The organism is Streptomyces sp. 8K308 (genome assembly GCF_004348315.1).
Lineage (GTDB): Bacteria > Actinomycetota > Actinomycetes > Streptomycetales > Streptomycetaceae > Streptomyces.
The window spans coordinates 1-15,414 of sequence record NZ_SMKC01000158.1 but is presented as its reverse complement, the minus strand read 5'-3'; the positions used below and the strand labels follow the sequence as shown (position 1 = coordinate 15,414).

The window sequence follows — 15,414 nt, the reverse complement described above, 5'->3', positions numbered from 1 at the left end:
GGGTAGGCGGCCAGGTCTCGCTGTTCGCCGGGGGGTTCACCGGGGGCAGTATCACGCCCTCACGGGCCTCGTCGTCCCGTCCGCTGTGGGTGGTCACCCAGGGCTCCTCGTTCGTTCCAGGCCGATTCGCCGGGCCACGCTACCGGCTCCCGAGGAGAGTCGTCGCGCCGTGGCCCGGACGTCAAGTCGCTCGAGGCTCAAGGCGACTGCCAGCGCGCCGCGAACTCCCGCACCCGTGGCTCGGCCCGGTGCGGCTCGAGGCGGGCCCTGAAGTCAGCGAAGTACGTCGAGCCACGCCCCGATCGCAGCCCGCGCAACAGAGTGCCGGCCTCGTTCGCGGTCTGGCAGGCGTGTTCGAGATCACCCTCCTGCAACTGGCCGGTGGCGAGCAGCAGCAGCCCGACCGCGCGGCGCCGCGCCCGGCCCGGCGGGTGGCCGGCCAGCGCCTCGGTGGCGCGCTGCTGGGCGGCCCTGCCCTGGCCCAGGTCCCGGTGGCAGTGCGCGAGTTCGTCGGCGAGGTAGGCGCCGTCGAAGTGGGCGATCCAGGCCGGGTCGTCGCCCGACTCGCCGCTCGCCCGCTCGAACGCGGCCAGCGCGGCCGCGGCCACCCGACGACAACTCTCGCGGTCGCCGAGCTGTGCGTGCCCGCGGGCCTCGGCGGCCAGGAACAGCGCCTCGGCCCTCGGCGTGATCTGGCCGCGGGTGCCCTCCTGGGCGGCCCTGGCGAGCTGGATCACCTCGCGCGGGTTGCCGAGTTCGGCGGCGAGATGGCTCATTCCGGCCGCCAGCACATAGCCGCCGAAGCCCCGGTCGCCGGCCGCCTGGGCGAGCCGCAGCGCCTGGATGTAGTAGCGCTGGGCGAGCCCGGGGAGGCCGGTGTCGATGGCCATGTAGCCGGCCAGCTCGGTAAGCCTGGCGGCGGCGCCGAACAGCTCGCGGCCCACCGTCTCCCGGTAGGAGCCGCCCAGCAGCCCGGCGACCACGCTGTTGAGGTAGTGCACGACGACCGGCCTGACGTGTCCCGCGCCCCAGCGGCGGTCCAGGTCGATCAGGGCGGCCGTGGTCGCCAGCACGGCCTCCACGTCGGCGCTGCCGACGCGCGGTCCCGAGGCGCTGGCCACCTCGGTGTCGGCGGGGGTGATGAGCCAGTCGCGGCTCGGCTCGACCAGCGCGGAGGGCGCGACCTGGGCGCCCCCGGCCGCGCAGGGCCCGGTCGCGTCGGCCGCCTCCCGGCGGACGACGTCGGAGCGCCACAGCTCGGCCGCCTGGTCGACGCTCTCGGCGAGGTCGGCGGCGAAGTGCAGGCCGACGGCCGAGGTGGGCTGGCGTGCGGCGCCCATGCCGATCTCGTCGACGGTGACCGTGCGGCCGAGCTTGCGGCCGATCGCGTCGGCGATGATCTCGGGGGCGCGGCCGCGCGGCTGTTGGCCGCGGATCCAGCGCGCCACGGACGTCTTGTCGTAGCGGAAGTCGAGTCCACGCTCGGCGGCGCACATGTTGACGCGGCGGGCGAGCCCCGCGTTCGAGCAGCCGGCCTCGCGGATGAGGGCCAGCAGTCTCTCGTTCGGCTGGCGGGCGGGTGGCACACCCTGGTGGCGCCTTCCGGCCGTGGCCGGGGGGAGAAAACTCGCGGACGGTCTGGCAGTCATCACCGGCTCCCTTGCTGACGGGCTGCCCGGGGAGATCCCGGCACATCACTGCCCGTACAGCCCCGACTCCATCCCGTATGCCCCTGTGGATGCACCGATGCGCCCCGCGTGCGTGACCGACCGGAACACGCCAGTCGCGCGCCGGGCCGTAACCCATCCGGAGCAATGAGCGTTGGGGCGGGTGTGGATAAGCCCATCGGAGTCTCCCCGCGAGCCACCAGACCGACTGTGTCCCCCATGTCCTCGATGTCCCCGACCCTGACCGTCCCACGTGCCGAATCGCTGCGCGAGCACGCCGTCCGCTACACCGACGAGCGCCGCTGGGACGTCCTGCCCGGCGCCTGGCTCGAGACCAGCCACGGCAGGGTCGCCTGTTCGTGCGCCGTCCCCGGGTGCCGCGCGCCCGGCGCACACCCCACGCGCCCCGATTGGACCGCGCAGGCGACGGGAAGCGTGGCCGCGGCCCGCCGGCTGTGGACGGAGGAGCCGCGTGCCGCGATCCTGCTGCCGACCGGCCGCTCCTTCGACGTGCTGGAGGTGTCGGAGACGGCGGGCTGCCTGGCGCTGGCCAGGATGGAGCGGTTGGGCGGGACGCTCGGTCCTGTGACGCAGACGCCGTTCGGCCGGATGCAGTTCTTCGTGGCGCCGGGCAGCGCGCCCAAGGTCCCGGCGCTGCTGCGGAAGTTGGGCTGGGCGGCGATGGCTACCGAGCTGACGGTGCGGGGCGAGGGCGACTTCGTGGCCGCGCCGCCGACCCGCGTCGGGGCGCGCGGCTCGGTCCAGTGGGTGCGCCCGCCGAGCTCGGCCAACCGGTGGCTGCCTGACGTGGAGGACCTGCTCGCGCCGCTGGCCTACGCGTGCGGCCAGGAACCGCGCTGACCTGACGCTCCGTTGTCCGGCCCGCTCCTCGCCGTCAGTGGCTCCCTCTAGGGTGAGGAGCATGCGGGACAACGGGGAGTTCGCGGATGAATCGGCCACGGCCCCGGCCGGCGCCTCGGCCACGGCCCCGGCCGGCGCCTCGGCCGAGGCGCCGGTGGCCGTGCGGGTGCGGAGGCTGTGGAAGAGCTTCGGCGAGCAGGTCGCGGTCTCCGGGATGGACGCCGTCACAGCCCGCCGCACAACGGCGAAGGGCCGGCCGCGGCCGCCGATGGCGCGGGCCGCGCAGCGGCCGAGCAAGCCGGGCCAAGCCCGCCGGCCGGCGCAACGCCATAAGCCGCACAGCGGCCGGCCGCAGGCCAGGCGAAGCCCGCCAGGGGGCCGCAGGCCGGGGGTGGCTGGGCTCGCCGCTCAGGCCGAGCGCAGGGGGGCCGTCTCGGTGAGGAAGGGTTCGACGATGGCGCGCCATTCGTGGGGGCGTTCGAGGTGGGCGAGGTGGCCGGCGTCGGGGATGTCGGCGTAGCGGCCGGCGGGGAGGACGCGGACCATCTCCTGGGCCTCGGCGCGCCCGAGTACGCCGTCGACGCCGCGGATCACGAGCGTCGGGCAGCTGACGCCGGCCAGTTCGTCCCAGTGGGCGTCGTGGGCGAAGCCCTCCCTGGCGATCAGCACCTGGCGGCGGGAGAAGCCCGGCCGCCAGCCGTCGGCGCGCTTGGCCATGACCGCCGCGAAGAACTCGCCGCGGGCCGGGTTCGGGCGTTCGAGGGAGGGGTCCTCCTCGCCGAACCAGCGCCTCGCGGCGGCCCGGCTCGCGAAGGGCAGTGGCCAGGAGGAGAGCCAGCCGCGCAGCTCCCGCTGGGAGACCGCGCCGAGCGCGGCGGCCCGCATGTCGCAGATGACGAGCGCCCGCACCAGGTCGGGGCGGCGCGCCGCAAGCCGCCAGGCGATCAGCGCCCCCATGGCGTGCCCGATCACCGCCACCCGGCCGAGGCCGAGGCGCTCGATCACGGCCTCGGCGTCCGCCACGAAGACGTCCCGGTCGAGCGGCCAGCTGCCCGGCTTCTCGCTACGGCCGTGGCCACGCTGGTCGAGCGCCACCGCCCGGTAGCGGCGGGAGAGCCAGCCCGCGGCCGAGGCCCAGTGCTGGGCCCGGCCCATCAGGCCGTGCAGCAGCAGCACGCCAGGCCGTTCCCCGGCGGTCGCGCCGGCCGCGCCGGCCTCGGTGAACTCCCATGCCGCGAGCCGCACGCCGCCGTGCCCCGCCACGTCCACGCACCGCGCCATGACCTCCGTCCCTTCCTCCAGCCTCGGTTGACCGAATGACCGAAGACCACGATATCGAATACACGTTCGAAGGCCGTGTGAGATCGACGACCCATACGAAGGGCCCGCCCCGGAGAGCTCTCACTCCTCCGGGACGGGCCCGCGCCGCCTGGGCGTCACCCCTTGGCGACGAACACGTGCATCGCGACGTGGTGCGCCAGCTCGGCGGCCTCGCCCCCGCTGCCGACCTGGACGGACCCGCCGGAGCCCGCCGTGACGCTGACCGAGGCGCCCGGCTGGACGCCGGCCCGCCGCAGCGTGTGCATGACCTGCGCGTCCGTCTGGATCGGCTCCCCGATCCGCCGGACCACCACCGTCTTGCCGCCGTCCGCGTCCAGCTCGGAGAGCGCGACCATCCCCTCGGAGAGGAACGGGTCGGCCTCGCCCACCTCGCCAAGCTCGGCGAGCGCCGGGATCGGGTTGCCGTACGGCGACTCGGTCGGGTGGTTCAACAGCTTGAGGACCCGCCGCTCGACGGCCTCGCTCATCACGTGCTCCCAGCGACAGGCCTCGGCGTGCACGTGCTCCCACTCAAGGCCGATCACGTCGACCAGCAGGCACTCGGCCAGCCGGTGCTTGCGCATCACCCGCTGGGCGAGGCGCCGCCCCTCGTCCGTCAGCTCCAGGTGCCGGTCGCCGGCGATGACCAGCAGGCCGTCCCGCTCCATCCTGGCGACGGTCTGGCTGACCGTCGGGCCGCTCTGCTCGAGACGCTCGGCGATGCGGGCACGCATCGGTACCACACCCTCCTCCTCCAGCTCCAGGATGGTGCGGAGGTACATCTCGGTGGTGTCGATGAGTCCGGACATAAAGTGCCCCTCGATATCTCGTGCGGTGGCCCTGCTCCAATTCTGACGCACGTCACCGACAACCGTTCCCGTTCCACGGTTCCGGTGCGGGCATCTTGACACCACTCTGGTCCAGACCATTACCGTGTGCGACGTGACGGAGAACGCACGCGCTGACTGCTCCCCCACCAGTCTCGGCAGTCGCTTCCTCGACGCCGCCATCGAGCTGCTGCGCGAGGTTCGCGACCGCGAGGGCGCCGCCGTCGCCAAGGCCGCCACGCTGCTCGCCGACACCGTCACCGCCGGCGGCCGTCTCTTCGCCTACGGCGCCGGGCACTCCGCGCTTCCCGCCCACGACCTGGTCTACCGCGCCGGCGGCCTCGCCCTGGTCAACCTGCTCACCGTGCCGGGCACCAGCGGCGTCGACGTCTCGCCCGCCACCCTCGGCAGCGCGCTCGAACACGTCGGCGGCCTGGCCACCGCCGCGCTCGACAGCGTCCCGGCCGAGGCCGGCGACCTGCTGATCGTCGTCTCCCTCTCCGGCCGGAACACGCTCCCCGTCGAGATGGCGAGCCACGCCCGGGACCGCGGCCTCACCGTGATCGGCGCGACCTCCGCCCGCTACGCCGAGCTCACCAGCTCCCGCCATCCCTCCGGCACCTTCCTCAAGGACCACTGCGACGTCGTCCTCGACAGCCGTGTCCCCTACGGCGACACCACCCTGACCAGCGACGGCATCGACGCCCCGTTCGCGCCCGCCTCGACCGTCGTCACCTGCGCCCTGCTCCAGGCCGTGGTCGCCGAGGCGGCCGGGCTGCTCGCCGCCCGCGGCATCCAGCCGCCGCTGCTGCGCTCGGCCAACGTGGACGGCGGCCCCGAGTGGAACGAGCGGGTGTTCGCCGAGCACGCCGACCGCATCCTCTGGCGCCGCTAGGCCCTCGTCGCTAGGCCCCGGCCCCGAGAACACCGTGCAGGTCGATCGCCGCCGCCACCCGCAGCGCCACGTCCTCGCCGTAGGCCGCGTCCGCCCGGTCGAACGGCCGTCGGCTCGCGCCCCGCAGGAACGTCAGCACCCCCAGGCTCCGGCCCCGGCTGCGCAGCACCACGCACAGCGCGTGCTCCGCGTCCCTGGGCCAGCGGTGCTCCACCGCCCAGCTGGACCGGGAGACGCCACCGGTCGCCCGCACCGCCATCCCGCGCTCCAGCGCCTGGAGCGCGGGATGCCCCTGCCGGTAGCGGACGGCCACGCCACGCGCCGCCGAGGCCGTACCGAAGGCGGCCGGGCTCTCGGCGGTGCGCACCAGGTTGGCCGCCCTGGGCGAGACGGTGTCGAGCAACGCGTGGTCGGCGAAGCCGGCGAGCGCGTAGTGGAGATGGAGCACCGCCGCCTCCAGCGGGTCCTCGCACTCGGCCGCCGCCCGGCCGGCGCGCGCGAGCTGTTCGTCCCTGAACCGCCGCCTGGCCGCGCCACGCGCCTGCCGCCTCGCCCGGGTGACGTCCTGGAAGACCCAGGCGACGCCGAGCGGCGCGGGATCCGGCGCGGCCGGCGCGCCGAGCCGCAGGAAGCCGCTGACCAGGCAGCGGCGGGCGTCCCCCGACGGGCCGGACCGTAGCTCGCCGAACGCGTCCTCGCGGGAGCCGTCGTCGAGCAGCGTCAGCCACAGCTCGACCGGGGCGGTCGGCGGCTGGCCGGCGAGCGCCTGTTCGAGGCCGCTCTCCAGCTCGTCGAGCCCGGCGCCGAAGAACTCGCCGAGCGGCTCGCCCAGCATGTCCACCGGCGTCACGCCGAGCGCCTCGGCCGCCGCGTCGTTGACGGCCACGGTGCGCAGGTCGGCGTCGAGCAGCACGGCGCCCCAGGAGTCGCACTCGCCGAGCAGGGCCTCGCTCAGCGCCAAGTTCCGCTCGAGGTCGAGCTGGGCCTGCGCCTCGCCGAAGGCGCAGTAGACGCCGGTCGGCCGGCCGTCAGGTCCCCGCACGGCCGTGGTCTTGGCCCGCACGAGCAGCCGGCCGCCGTCCTTCCTGACCAGCGGGAACTCCTGGAACGGCCGCCCACCGCCGTCGTCCGGCGACCGCAGCGCGGCCATCAGCCGGTCCATCACGTCGGCGGCGTCGGCCTCCCGCACCGCCCAGCCGCCGAGCCCGACCCGGCCCACGGCCTGCTCGCGCGGCCAGCCGAGCATCCGCTCCGCCTTGCGGTTCCAGTGGGTGATCCGGCCAGTGGCGTCGACCGCGAACAGGGCCGCCTCCATGCCGTCGAGCAGTGCGGCCAGCAGCCGGTCGTCGGTGGTCGTGGCCCTGCCGGGGGCCGAAACCGGGCCGGAAACCTCGGAGTGAGTGGTCACCTGGTACCCCCAGCACAGGAGAGTGAGCGCCGGTCGCGTGCGCCGGACCATTCAACTGCACGGTGACGCCCGTCACATAGGGTTCGGCCGAATCTGGTGCGCGTGGGATCGCTTCGAAATTCGCTTGTGATCCCCCGGGGGTGGCGCCTAGCGTGTGGGCCACACGAGAAGGGAGGTGGTTCGGCAGATGTATGACAACCGGACGCGTGAGGTGGCTGCGGCCTAGCGGTCGCCGTCCCACGACGTGTGGTGCCGGCACCGCCCGGCAATACCAAGCAGTCACCCGATCCGCGGGCCGCCGGTAAGTCCGGCCGGCTCCCCGGCCGAGAGGCCGGGGACCAGGCCCGCGGATCGTTCTTTTTCCCGCGCCCCCCGGCTTTCCGCCCCCCGCTTCCGCGACGGTCCCACGGCTTCCGCTACGGGCAGAGGCGCTCCACGGCCCACGCGCCGCCCGCCCGTACGTACCGCAGCCGGTCGTGCAGCCGGTTCTCCCGGCCCTGCCAGAACTCGACGGACTCCGGAACCACCCGGTACCCACCCCACTGCGAGGGCGCCGGCACGTCCACACCCTCCGGATAGCGGTCGGCGAGCTCCGCGTACAGCTGGTCGAGCTGGGCGCGCGAGGCCACCCGCGACGACTGCTCGCTGGCCCACGCGCCCAGCTGGGAGCCGTGCGGCCGGGTCCTGAAGTAGGCGGCCGTCTCGTCCCGCCCGGTGCGCTCCGCGGTGCCGGAGACGATCACCTGACGGGCGATGCCGTGCCAGGGGAAGAGGAGCGAGACGCTGGGGTTCGCCTCGATGTCCCGGCCCTTGCGGGAGCCGTAGTTGGTGAAGAAGACGAAGCCTCGCCGGTCGTACCGCTTGAGCAGCACCGTCCTGCTGCTCGGGCGGCCGGCGGCGTCCGCGGTGGCGAGGACCATCGCGTTGGGCTCGTGCAGCCCGCTGTCCACGGCCTGGGCGAACCAGTGCTCGAACTGGTCGAAGGGGTCGGCGGCGAGATCGCTCTCGTCGAGGCCCGCGTCACGGTACTTGGCCCGCATCGCGGCCGGATCGAGCTGCGGGCTGGGGGCTTGGGCGGCGTTGTCGGCGTGGGACACGCCGATATCTTGCAACATGCCGCCGACACTCTCGGCAGGCTCGGAGTTTTGTCCCATGCTCTGTGGCCGGGTGACACCGGGAGTTAAGGTGACCGCCAGACTTATCGTGCGAATTCATCGCGTGCCGCCCGCATCACGCGGCGCGCGCTGCCCGCGCCACCCGCGCTACCGAGGAGCCGCCTGATGTCCCAGTTCGTGCCCGGGCTCGAAGGAGTCGTCGCGTTCGAGACGGAGATCGCCGAGCCGGACCGGGAGGGCGGCGCCCTGCGCTACCGGGGCGTGGACATCGAGGAGCTGGTGGGCCAGGTCACCTTCGGCGAGGTGTGGGGCCTGCTGGTGGACGGTTCGTTCACGCCTGGCCTTCCGCCGGCCGAGCCGTTCCCGATCCCGGTGCACTCGGGTGACGTGCGGGTGGACGTGCAGGCGGCGCTCGCGATGCTGTCGCCGGTGTGGGGGCTGCGCCCGCTGCTTGACATCGACGCCGCCCAGGCGCGCGAGGACCTGGCGCGGGCCGCGGTGATGGCGTTGAGCTTCGTCGCCCAGTCAGCGCGCGGCGCCGGCCTGCCGATGGTGCCGCAGCGCGAGATCGACAAGGCGGACAGCATCACCGAGCGCTTCCTGCGCCGCTGGCGCGGGGAGCCGGACCCGCGGCACGTGGCCGCGCTCGACGCGTACTGGATCTCGGCCGCCGAGCACGGCATGAACTCGTCCACCTTCACCGCCCGCGTCATCGCCTCGACGGGCGCCGACGTGGCGGCCGCGCTGTCGGGCGCGGTCGGCGCGATGTCGGGCCCGTTGCACGGCGGGGCGCCGGCCCGGGTGCTCGGCATGATCGAGGAGATCGAGCGGAGCGGCGACGCCGAGGGCTATGTGCGGCGGAAGCTGGACGCCGGCGAGCGGCTGATGGGCTTCGGCCACCGCGTCTACCGGGCCGAGGACCCGCGCGCCCGGGTGCTGCGTGAGACGGCGCGAGCGCTTGACGCCCCGCGCTACGAGGTGGCGGCGGCGCTCGAGCGGGCCGCGCTCGCCGAGCTGTCGGCGCGCCGCCCCGACCGGGTGCTGGCCACCAACGTGGAGTTCTGGGCGGCGATCATGCTGGACTTCGCCGAGGTGCCGGCGCACATGTTCACGGCGATGTTCACCTGCGCGCGGACGGCCGGCTGGTCGGCGCACATCCTGGAGCAGAAGCGCACGGGCCGCCTGATCCGGCCCTCGGCCCGCTACGTCGGCCCGGCCCCGCGCGACCGCGGCGAGGTGGCCGGCTGATGGCGTCCCACGAGTTCGTCATCGCCGACGTCTTCACCAAACGGGCCCTGAGCGGCAACCAGTTGGCGGTCTTCCCGGACGCGCGCGGCCTTTCGGACGCCGACATGCTGGCGCTGACCCGGGAGTTCGACTTCTCCGAGACCACCTTCGTGCTGCCGCCCGACGACCCCGCGCACACCTGCCGGGTGCGGATCTTCAACCCGGCCGAGGAGATGGTGTTCGCCGGCCACCCCACGGTCGGGACGGCCGCGGTGCTGGCCGCGTCCGGCCGCGCCTCGAGCGGCCGGCTGGTCTTCGAGGAGGGCATCGGGCCGGTACCGGTGGAGGTCTCGGGCTCGTTCGCCCGTTTCACGGTGACCGCGCCCTACGAGTCCCCCGAGGAGCGCCCGGACGTGCCGGCGGTGGCCGCCGCCCTGTCCCTGCGTCCCGAGGAGGTCGTGGACTGCTGGTTCGGCGGTTACGGCAACCGGTTCTGCTACGTCCGGCTGCCCGACCGGGCCACGGTGGACCGGGTCGTGGTCGACGCGGCGGCCCGGCACGCGGCGCTCGCGGGTGCCTGGTCCGACGACCTCTACGTCTTCACCGGCGAGGGCCGGCTGTACGCCCGCTGCTTCCTGACCACGCCGTCCATCCCCGAGGACCCGGCCACCGGCTCCGCCGTCACCGGCCTGGTCATGGCCCTGGCGAACGGCGGCGACCTGACGGTCACCGTCGAGCAGGGCGTGGCGATGGGCCGGCCGAGCCTGATCGAGGCCGCCGCGCACGCCGCCTCCGGCGGGGTGTCCATCGGCGGCCACACGGTGGTCGTCGGCCAGGGGACGATCACCCTGTGACGCCCGCTGGACCACCGCGGCATTGAGGCGCGCGAAGCCGCCTGCCAGCGGCGGCTGGGGACAAGGACCAGCCTCCGCCGCCAAGCCGGAGCGGGCTCGGTCGACCCGGCCCACCCGGCCAGGACCCCGCACCCAGCACTCCCCTAGACCACCGCGGGATTGAGGCGCGCGAAGCCCTCCTGGCGGCGGTAGGGGAAGTAGGGGTAGGCCGCCTCGGTCGCGCTCGCCGCGTCGAGGCGGGCGACCTGGTCCTCGGTGAGGGCCCAGCCCACGGCGCCGAGGTTGTCGCGCAGCTGCCGCTCGTTCCGCGCGCCGATGATGACGGAGGAGACGGTGGGGCGCCGCAGCAGCCAGTTGATCGCGACCTGCGGGACGGTCCTGCCGGTCTCGGCGGCGATCTCGTCGAGCGCGTCCACCACGCGGTACAGCAGCTCGTCGGCCACCGGCGGCCCGAAGGCGGCGGTGGCGTGCAGCCGGCTGCCCTCCGGCAGCGGCCGGCCGCGCCGCACCTTTCCGGTGAGCCGGCCCCAGCCCAGCGGGCTCCACACCAGCGCGCCCACGCCCTGGTCGAGGCCGAGCGGCATCAGCTCCCACTCGTAGTCGCGGCCGACGAGCGAGTAGTACACCTGGTGGGCGACGTAGCGGGGGCGGCCGTGCCGCTCGGCGGCGGAGAGTGACTTCATCAGCTGCCAGCCGGAGAAGTTGGAGACCCCGACGTAGCGCAGCTTCCCGGCGCGCACCAGGTCGTCGAGGGTGGCGAGCACCTCCTCGACGGGCGTGGCGGCGTCGAAGGCGTGGAGTTGGAAGAGGTCGATGCGGTCGGTGCCGAGGCGGCGCAGCGCCGCGTCGGTCGCGGCGATCAGCCGGGACCTGGAGGTGCCGGCCTCGCCCGGCCCCTCGCCGGTCGGCAGGGCCGCCTTGGTGGAGATCAGCAGCCGGTCCCTGCGGCCCCTGATCGCCTGGCCGAGCACCTCCTCCGAGGCGCCGGCCGAGTAGACGTCGGCGGTGTCGAAGAGCGTGACGCCGGCGTCCAGGCAGATGTCCACCAGCCGCCGCGCGTCCTCGGCGTCGCTCGACCCCCAGGCGCCGAACAGCGGCCCCTGTCCGCCGAAGGTCCCCGTGCCGAAGCTCAACGCGGGCACTTCGAGCCCCGAACTCCCGAGTCGTCGGTACTCCATGAGCACCCCACCTCCCTTAACGGGACTACAGTCCCTTTAGCGACGTGCGATAGCGTAACACCGGAGGGCGTTTAATGGAACAGGAATCCCGTTACGGCCAGCCGGGCCAGACCAGACCAGGTGGCCGGACCGCGCGCGTGCGCGCCGCGGTGCTGGACGCCGCCGGCGACGCGCTCGCGGAGCACGGCTTCGACCGCCTCGACCTCGCCGATGTCGCCCGCCGCGCGGGCGTCGGCCGCACCACCGTCTACCGCCGCTGGGCCACGCCCGCCGGCCTGGTCGCCGACCTGCTCGACGAGATGGCCACCGAGTCCCTGCCCCGCACCGAGACCGGCGCGCTCCTCGGCGACCTCAGGGCCAACGCGCGCCTGGTCTGCCGCACCCTCACCGACCCACGCCAGGGCCCGCTCTTCAAGGCCGTGATCGCCGCCGCCACCGCCGACCGCGACGCCGCCGCCGCGCTCCGCCGCTTCTACGCCACCCGCATCGCCGAATGGGCCCCCTGCGTCGAACAGGCCGTCGCCCGCGGCGAACTGCCGCCCGGCACCGACCCCCACGAGGTCGTCGCCGCCGTCTCGGCCCCGCTCTACTACCGCCTCCTGGCCAGCGGCGCCCCCCTCGACGAGGCCGCCGCCGACCGCGCCGCCGAGGCCGCGGCGGCCGCGGCCCGCGCCGGCGCGTTCGTCATCGCCTGACCGGCCGGGCACGATGGCCCGCATGACCGACGACCCCGACCACCACCCCACCCGGCTGCCCGGCTACCACGAGGGCCCGTTCGGCCGGCGCCCCGAACTGCTGGCCGACCGGCGGTTCTGGGCCATGCACCTCTACCCCTGCGCCCAGGCGCTCTACCGGGCGAGCCACGCGTGGGGCAGGCAGCGGGAGTTCAACCGCCGGGTGTGGGAGCGGGCCGACTGGCCCGCCTTCACCGTGGCGCTCGCCGGGGGGCACCGGCTGCACGTCGTCTACCGCACCATCGAGGGGGACGCGGGCGTCGACTACCTGCTGCACCACCCCGACTGGGCGCGGGCCGAGCTCCTCGCCTCGGTGGACGGCCACTTCATGGGCCCCGGCCTGTCCTGGCCCGAACTCGTCGCCGCGGCGGACAACGCCACGCCCGGCGGCAGCACGACGGACCCCCACGCCCGGTTGCTGCTCCTGCTGCCCGCCTTCGGCGACCGGGCCTGCCCCGCGGACGCCACCGACCGCCTGGCGGCGGCGCTGCGCGCCCGCGTCGGCGTCGAGGACCCGGAGCCGGTCGCCGCCGCCATCCTGGAGAAGCAGGGGCTGACCGGCCCGACCGGGTGGACCACGACCGCCGGCGGCGTCCGCGTCAACGACGGCGGCCACTCCTACCGGAACCCCGCCAACCACTTCGCCCTGCCGCCCGAGGCCCAGGCCCGGGTGACCGCCGCGCTCAGCCCCTGACTCCCCCGGACTTCGTCCGGGTGAAGTGCTTGGTGGGGGTGCCCCCCGTCGCCTCGCTCAAGCCGTCCACGCGGCGGAGCCGCGTATCGGCGGCAGCGCGGCGCGGGGCAACGCGGCGAGGCGCCGGGTATGGCGCGGCGCGGGGCCCGAAGGAGATCGCCCGGCCGGGGCCTACGCGGCCGGTGCCGCGAAGTAGTGGCCCTCGGTGAGGTCGTCGAGGAGGCCGGGGCCGGTCGGTTCCCAGCCGAGGAAGCCTGACGGCCGAGGCCGGCATCGCCGTCTTCAAGGTCGCCTTCACCGCTGGACCGCCGACGCCGAGCGGCGTGACCTGTCCGACCTCGTCCGCGAGGCCCTGGACGAGCTCAAGGCCGTGACCAACCGCGCCGGTTGACCTCGCCGCACGGGTCCCGCGTCAGCGCGCGGGGCCCGCGACGGGCTCGACGCGCGGCTCGGCGAGCGCCGCGTAGTCGGCGCCCGACATGACGAGCGAGCGGTCGAGCCGCGCCGCGTTGAAGTAGAGCTCCCGGCTCGCGACGACGGCCGGATCGGCGACGAGTTCCAACTCCTCGTCGAAGCTGAAGGGCAGGACGGAGCCGGGGACCGCCCGCGCCAGTCGCTCGGCCGTGGCGGCGTCGCTGAACCCCACGTAGCGTGCGCCGAACAGCGCCCGGACGGCGTCGAGGTCCACCCGCCGGTCCCCGGGGACGACCGCCAGCACGTGCCGGGTGGTGCGCCGGTCGACCCTGACCCGCAGGACCACGCACTTCGCCGCCTGCGCGACGGGATGCCCGCGCAGGGCGCTCACCGCCTCGGTGCCGCCCTCGGGCTCGTGGTCGATGAGCCGGTAGGGCGTCGCCGTCGCGTCGAGCAGCTCGATCAGGCGGCGGTAGGTGTCGTGCTCGGGCATCCGTCTTCCCTCACGTTCGGTGGTTCGGTGGTTCGGTGCGCGCGCTCGACGGCCTGCCCCCAGTACGTCCCCGCGACCAGCAGCGCGGCGCCGAGGCCGGCGAGCGCGGTGAACCGCTCGCCGCCCAGGCCGATCCCGACCGCGACGGCCCAGATCGGCTCGGTGCCGAGCAGCAGACTGGCCCGACTGGCCGAGGTGCGCCGCACCGCCCAGGTCTGCGCCAGAAAGGCGAACACGCTGCAGAACAGCGCCAGATACGCCAACCGCGCCCAGGTCACCGCGCCGCTGCCGGCCAGCGCGTCCGCCTCGGCCAGCGCCGGCGGCAGGAACAGCACCGTGCCGACGGCGGTCTGCACGGCCGTCAGCTGGAGTGGCCGCACCGGGTGGCGCGCGGTGAGGCGCCCGAGGAGCGCCACGTGCCCCGCCCGCACCACGGCGGCGGCAAGCATCAGCAGGTCCCCGGAGCGCGGTGCGCGCAGCCCGGTCCCCGACATCAGAAGTCCCACCGCCAGCACGCACACCCCGGCCGCCACGAAGAACGCCGGCGGCAGCGGGCCACGTCCGCCGGCGCGGTCGAGCATGGGCGTCAGCACGATCGTCAGGCTGATGATCAGGCCCGCGTTGGCGGCGCTGGTGTGCGCCACCCCGTACGTCTCGAGCACCAGGACCGCCGCCTGGGTCACGCCGAGCAGCGCCCCGATCCGTGCCTCCGCTCCGGTCGGCCGGCGGCCGGCGACGAGGAGCCCGCAGGCGAGCGCCGAGATCGCGTAGCGGGCGAAGAGCACCACCAGGACGGGCAGTGCGACGGTGGCGGTCTTGGCCGCGAGATAACTGGAACCCCAGACGATCGCCACCAGCAGGAGCACCATGTCGGTGCGGCGGGCATCGAGCACGACCCCACGCTGCCGCACCGGCGACGCTGAAGCCCAGTACCACCTTCTGAAAGAATCCTGTAGCAGCGCTACATTGTCCGGATGGACCCCCGGCAGCTCCGCATCCTCCGCGAGCTCGGCGAACTGGGCAGCGTCAGCGCCGTCGCCGAGGCGATGCTCGTGACGCCGTCCGCGATCTCCCAGCAACTGCGGCTGCTGCAACGCTCGATCCCCGTCCCGCTCACCGAACGTGCGGGTCGCCGGGTGGTGTTGACCGACGCCGGCCAGGCGCTCGCCGCCGCGGCCGTCGAGGTCGAGACGGCCCTGGCCCGCGCCCGGCAGTCCGTGGCCGACTTCGTCGAACGCCCCGACGGCACCGTCTCGTTGGCCGCCTTCCACAGCGCGGCAGCCGCCTTCTTCCCGCTCCTGCTGCGCGGCCTCGCCGGGCCCGACGCCCCCCGCCTGTCCCTGGCCGACGAGGACGTGGCCCAGGACCACTTCCCGCGCCTCACCCGTGACTACGACCTGGTGCTCGCCCACCGCCTCGACCACGCCCCGCCCTGGCCGCGCACGGTCACCGTCACCGCGCTGCTGCGCGAACCGTTGGACGTCGCGCTGCCGGTCGACCACCCGCTGGCCGCCCGCCCGCGCCTCTACCCACGGGACGTCGCCGACCAGCCGTGGATCACCGTGCACGACGGCTTCCCGCTGATGGCCACCATCGAGGCCATCGCCGCGGCCGCCGGCCGCCGGCTCGACCTCGTGCACCGCATCAACGAGTTCGCCGTCGTCGCCGAGGCCGTGGCCGCCGGCGGCGGCCTGGCCCTGATGCCCCGCTGGACCACCCGCCCGCAC

The 15,414-nt window shown here is 74.7% G+C and carries 15 protein-coding genes; 7 read left to right on the top strand and 8 right to left on the bottom strand.

Annotated features, from left to right (window positions below):
* Positions 1-197: 197 nt before the first annotated feature.
* Positions 198-1,649, bottom strand: coding sequence for a transcriptional regulator (locus tag E1265_RS20995; protein ID WP_243740990.1), 1,452 nt, complete (start codon positions 1,647-1,649; stop codon positions 198-200).
* Between the two features lie 237 nt (positions 1,650-1,886).
* On the opposite strand from E1265_RS20995, the gene E1265_RS20990 reads away from it, so the two are divergent.
* Positions 1,887-2,528 (top strand): bifunctional DNA primase/polymerase, encoded by a 642-nt coding sequence (locus tag E1265_RS20990; protein WP_243740989.1) that lies wholly within the window; start codon positions 1,887-1,889, stop codon positions 2,526-2,528.
* 408 nt (positions 2,529-2,936) lie between these two features.
* On the opposite strand, the gene E1265_RS20985 is transcribed toward E1265_RS20990, so the two are convergent.
* Together E1265_RS20985 and E1265_RS20980 are read right to left on the bottom strand one after the other, a co-directional pair.
* Positions 2,937-3,809: an alpha/beta hydrolase gene (locus E1265_RS20985; protein ID WP_132932199.1), complete on the bottom strand. Its 873-nt coding sequence runs from the start codon at positions 3,807-3,809 to the stop codon at positions 2,937-2,939.
* Between the two features lie 155 nt (positions 3,810-3,964).
* Positions 3,965-4,657: a metal-dependent transcriptional regulator gene (locus E1265_RS20980; RefSeq protein ID WP_132932197.1), complete on the bottom strand. Its 693-nt coding sequence runs from the start codon at positions 4,655-4,657 to the stop codon at positions 3,965-3,967.
* Between the two features lie 133 nt (positions 4,658-4,790).
* On the opposite strand from E1265_RS20980, the gene E1265_RS20975 reads away from it, so the two are divergent.
* Positions 4,791-5,570 carry an SIS domain-containing protein gene (locus E1265_RS20975; RefSeq protein WP_132932195.1) on the top strand — a complete coding sequence of 260 codons (780 nt, stop codon included), beginning with the start codon at positions 4,791-4,793 and terminating at the stop codon, positions 5,568-5,570.
* Between the two features lie 10 nt (positions 5,571-5,580).
* On the opposite strand, the gene E1265_RS20970 is transcribed toward E1265_RS20975, so the two are convergent.
* Positions 5,581-6,978 carry a PAS domain-containing protein gene (locus E1265_RS20970; protein ID WP_243740988.1) on the bottom strand — a complete coding sequence of 466 codons (1,398 nt, stop codon included), beginning with the start codon at positions 6,976-6,978 and terminating at the stop codon, positions 5,581-5,583.
* Between the two features lie 416 nt (positions 6,979-7,394).
* Positions 7,395-8,018, bottom strand: coding sequence for a pyridoxamine 5'-phosphate oxidase (gene pdxH, locus E1265_RS20965; protein ID WP_132932206.1), 624 nt, complete (start codon positions 8,016-8,018; stop codon positions 7,395-7,397).
* Between the two features lie 240 nt (positions 8,019-8,258).
* On the opposite strand from pdxH, the gene E1265_RS20960 reads away from it, so the two are divergent.
* Together E1265_RS20960 and E1265_RS20955 are read left to right on the top strand one after the other, a co-directional pair.
* Positions 8,259-9,341, top strand: a complete 1,083-nt coding sequence (locus E1265_RS20960) for a citrate synthase 2 (protein ID WP_132932191.1) — start codon at positions 8,259-8,261, stop codon at positions 9,339-9,341.
* On the top strand, positions 9,341-10,174 hold the full coding sequence (locus tag E1265_RS20955) for a PhzF family phenazine biosynthesis protein (protein WP_132932190.1): 834 nt from the start codon (positions 9,341-9,343) through the stop codon (positions 10,172-10,174). The genes E1265_RS20960 and E1265_RS20955 overlap by 1 nt, the downstream gene beginning before the upstream one ends.
* A gap of 143 nt (positions 10,175-10,317) precedes the next feature.
* Here the strand turns inward: E1265_RS20955 and E1265_RS20950 are convergent, their stop codons facing one another.
* Complete coding sequence (locus E1265_RS20950) at positions 10,318-11,352, bottom strand: aldo/keto reductase (protein ID WP_132932188.1); 1,035 nt, start codon at positions 11,350-11,352, stop codon at positions 10,318-10,320.
* 74 nt (positions 11,353-11,426) lie between these two features.
* On the opposite strand from E1265_RS20950, the gene E1265_RS20945 reads away from it, so the two are divergent.
* Together E1265_RS20945 and E1265_RS39415 are read left to right on the top strand one after the other, a co-directional pair.
* Positions 11,427-12,047, top strand: a complete 621-nt coding sequence (locus E1265_RS20945) for a TetR/AcrR family transcriptional regulator (RefSeq protein ID WP_132932187.1) — start codon at positions 11,427-11,429, stop codon at positions 12,045-12,047.
* A gap of 22 nt (positions 12,048-12,069) precedes the next feature.
* Positions 12,070-12,780, top strand: a complete 711-nt coding sequence (locus tag E1265_RS39415; protein WP_243740986.1) for a hypothetical protein — start codon at positions 12,070-12,072, stop codon at positions 12,778-12,780.
* Between the two features lie 412 nt (positions 12,781-13,192).
* Here the strand turns inward: E1265_RS39415 and E1265_RS20935 are convergent, their stop codons facing one another.
* Positions 13,193-13,687 (bottom strand): YbaK/EbsC family protein, encoded by a 495-nt coding sequence (locus tag E1265_RS20935; RefSeq protein WP_132932183.1) that lies wholly within the window; start codon positions 13,685-13,687, stop codon positions 13,193-13,195.
* Positions 13,657-14,580, bottom strand: coding sequence for a DMT family transporter (locus E1265_RS20930; protein WP_243740985.1), 924 nt, complete (start codon positions 14,578-14,580; stop codon positions 13,657-13,659). The genes E1265_RS20935 and E1265_RS20930 overlap by 31 nt, the downstream gene beginning before the upstream one ends.
* A gap of 81 nt (positions 14,581-14,661) precedes the next feature.
* Here E1265_RS20930 and E1265_RS20925 point away from each other — a divergent pair.
* Positions 14,662-15,414: LysR family transcriptional regulator (locus E1265_RS20925; protein ID WP_132932181.1), on the top strand; the 753-nt coding region annotated here is incomplete at its 3' end.